Below are 2599 nucleotides of genomic sequence, written 5' to 3'. Positions count from 1 at the left end.
CCTTCCAGGCGACCTTCGCGATCATCACGGTCGCGCTCATCTCGGGTGCCATCGCCGACCGCGCCAAGTTCGGCGCCTGGATGATCTTCGCCGCCGTCTGGGCGACGATCGTCTACTTCCCGGTCGCGAGCTGGGTCTTCAACTTCGGCCTCGACCCCGAGACCGGGCAGTTCGCATACGGCGGCTGGACCACGTACGGCATGCAGGAGTGGTTCGGCGTCGGCGTCATCGACTTCGCCGGTGGCACCGCGGTGCACATCAACGCCGGTGCTGCCGCCCTGGCACTGGCGCTCGTGCTCGGCAAGCGCGTCGGCTTCTCGAAGGGCGCCCACGTGCCCCACAACCCGCCGTTCGTGCTCCTCGGCGCCGGCCTCCTCTGGTTCGGCTGGTTCGGCTTCAACGCGGGCTCCGAGCTCGCAGCCGACGGCACCGCGGCGCTCGCCTGGGTCAACACCCTCGCCGCCCCGGCAGCGGCACTGCTCGCCTGGCTCCTCGTCGAGAAGATCAAGGACGGCAAGCCCACGTCGGTCGGCGCGGCATCCGGTGCAGTGGCCGGTCTCGTGGCGATCACCCCGGCGTGCGCGTCGCTCACCCCGGGTTGGGCGATCGTGCTCGGCCTCATCGCCGGCGCGGTCTGCGCCCTCGCCATCGACCTGAAGTTCAAGTTCGGCTTCGACGACTCGCTCGACGTCGTGGGCATCCACCTCGTCGGCGGCCTCATCGGCACGCTGTACCTCGGCTTCTTCGCCAACAACACGGGACTCATCTACAGCGGTGACCTGACCCAGCTGATGGTGCAGGCGATCGCAGCCTTCACCGTGCTCGCCTACTCGTTCGTGCTCGCCTTCATCATCGGCACGATCATCCAGAAGACGATGGGCTTCCGGGTGACGAACGAAGACGAGATCGCGGGTGTCGACACCGTGGTCCACGGCGAGGACGCGTACAAGCTCGAGAGCGTCTGAACCTGACGGATCACCGCGAGGGCGGTGGGGTAGTGTGCCGGTGTGTCAGACACCAGCCGCTTCCTCACCGCCCTCGTCCGCGTCGTCGGAGCGCTCTTCGGCAGCGGATCGTCTCGATCGTCGGTCGGCCAGACGCAGTCGCAGTCACGCCCGCAGACGGTCGGCGCGACGCGAACAGCGGATGCCTCTGAGTGGTCGTCGTCGACCGACACGCTGTCTCCGGGGCAGGCGGGGGACTCCGCCACGATCGAGGTCGACCCGCGGCGCCTCCGCGGCGTGCAGCTGAGCTATGCGCCGTCGCGCGATGGCGAGCCCGATCCCGGCGAGGTCGTGTGGACCTGGGTGCCGTACGAGGAGAACGACGGGCGTGGCAAGGACCGGCCGGTCGTCGTCGTCGCGGCATCCGGCGCAGGCGACTACCTGGCGGTGCAACTGACCAGCAAGGCGCACGACGGCGATCGCGACTTCGTGTCGCTCGGCACCGGCGCCTGGGACGGCGAGGGCCGACCGAGTTGGGCGCGCATCGACCGGGTCTTCCGCGTGCGCGCCGGTGGCATGCGTCGCGAGGCGGCTTCGCTCGACGCCGAGCGCTACGGCCGCGTGGCCGCCGAGCTCGATGCGAGGTACGGCTGGCGCTGACGCGCCCGCCTCGCGGACGTCGGCGGCTGCGTGAGCCCGATCAGGCTCGTGGCGGTCGATGCAGCCCGAACGGCGACCCCTGGTCGTCGTGGCAGAGGCGGAACTCGCCGAACAGCGCCGTCGACGCCTCGTCGCCCGGGAGAGTTTCGACCGTGCCGCCGAGACGCTCGACCGCCGCCGCGGCGGCATCGAGGTCGTCGACCCTGAAGAAGACGTACGGTGGGGCGCCCGGGTCGCTGCCGTGGACGCCGGCGGGCACGCCGGCTCCGGTCACCGCGTAGCCGTCGCCACCCGGCCCCGACTCGAAAGTCCAGCCGAATAGCTTGCCGTAGAAGGTGCGTGCCGTCATGGCATCCGCAGCCCCGAACTCGATGAATGAGACTTCGCCCGACATGGTTCCCCCTCGCTTCGACGCGTGGATACGGCACACGGTAGTCGGCGAGGGGAGCAGCCACAACGGGTGGTGGCCGGCGGTGGTTTCCGGGTCGGGGGAGGCCTAGAGCCGGTGCGCGCCCCGGAAATGAAGAAAGCCCCCTGTGGAGAGGGGGCTTTCGTGGGCGATGCCGGGCTCGAACCGACGACCTCTTCCGTGTGAAGGAAGCGCGCTACCAGCTGCGCCAATCGCCCATGTGGGATTCGCGAGTCACGCGAATGACCGCGGACTCGATACTAGCCGACCGTACGGGGTGAATGCACATCGAGCGGACGGTGCATGTTCGGAGCACGCCTGAACAGGTGCCGAACCCCCTCGACACGCCCGGGATGCGGGGTCGGATTCGGCGCGTGACCAGCGCGAATGCGCCGGTCGACCCCGTCAGTTTGTGAATCGTTCAGGGAATCAGTTAGAGTCTTCCTGCACGCAGAAATGCGAGCAACGCGGATGTGGCGCAGTGGTAGCGCATCACCTTGCCAAGGTGAGGGTCGCGAGTTCGAATCTCGTCATCCGCTCTGATCAGGATGGGGCGAAAGCCCCATTCCTGTTCTTTTGGTGGTGA

The 2599-nt window shown here is 68.5% G+C and carries 3 protein-coding genes and 2 tRNA genes; 3 read left to right on the top strand and 2 right to left on the bottom strand.

The window, feature by feature from the left end; all coding sequences use genetic code 11:
- Together VIP82_RS01955 and VIP82_RS01950 are read left to right on the top strand one after the other, a co-directional pair.
- Positions 1-965: ammonium transporter (locus VIP82_RS01955; protein WP_331905617.1), on the top strand; the 965-nt coding region annotated here is incomplete at its 5' end.
- A 42-nt stretch (positions 966-1007) separates the two neighbouring features.
- Entirely contained in the window at positions 1008-1604 is a 597-nt protein-coding gene (locus tag VIP82_RS01950; protein WP_331905616.1) for a type II toxin-antitoxin system PemK/MazF family toxin, read from the top strand.
- A 40-nt stretch (positions 1605-1644) separates the two neighbouring features.
- Here VIP82_RS01950 and VIP82_RS01945 read toward each other — a convergent pair whose 3' ends face one another.
- A complete protein-coding gene (locus VIP82_RS01945) occupies positions 1645-1998 on the bottom strand; it encodes a VOC family protein (protein WP_331905615.1) in 354 nt (117 codons plus the stop codon).
- 160 nt (positions 1999-2158) lie between these two features.
- Positions 2159-2231 (bottom strand) — tRNA-Val (locus VIP82_RS01940).
- Between the two features lie 249 nt (positions 2232-2480).
- Here VIP82_RS01940 and VIP82_RS01935 point away from each other — a divergent pair.
- Positions 2481-2552: transfer RNA gene (locus tag VIP82_RS01935), tRNA-Gly, on the top strand.
- The last annotated feature ends 47 nt before the right edge of the window (positions 2553-2599 follow it).

The sequence above is a fragment of the Microbacterium sp. genome (assembly GCF_036566905.1).
Classification (GTDB): domain Bacteria; phylum Actinomycetota; class Actinomycetes; order Actinomycetales; family Microbacteriaceae; genus Microbacterium.
Note: the sequence above shows the minus strand (reverse complement) of the source record. Positions and strands in the feature narration are given on the sequence as shown.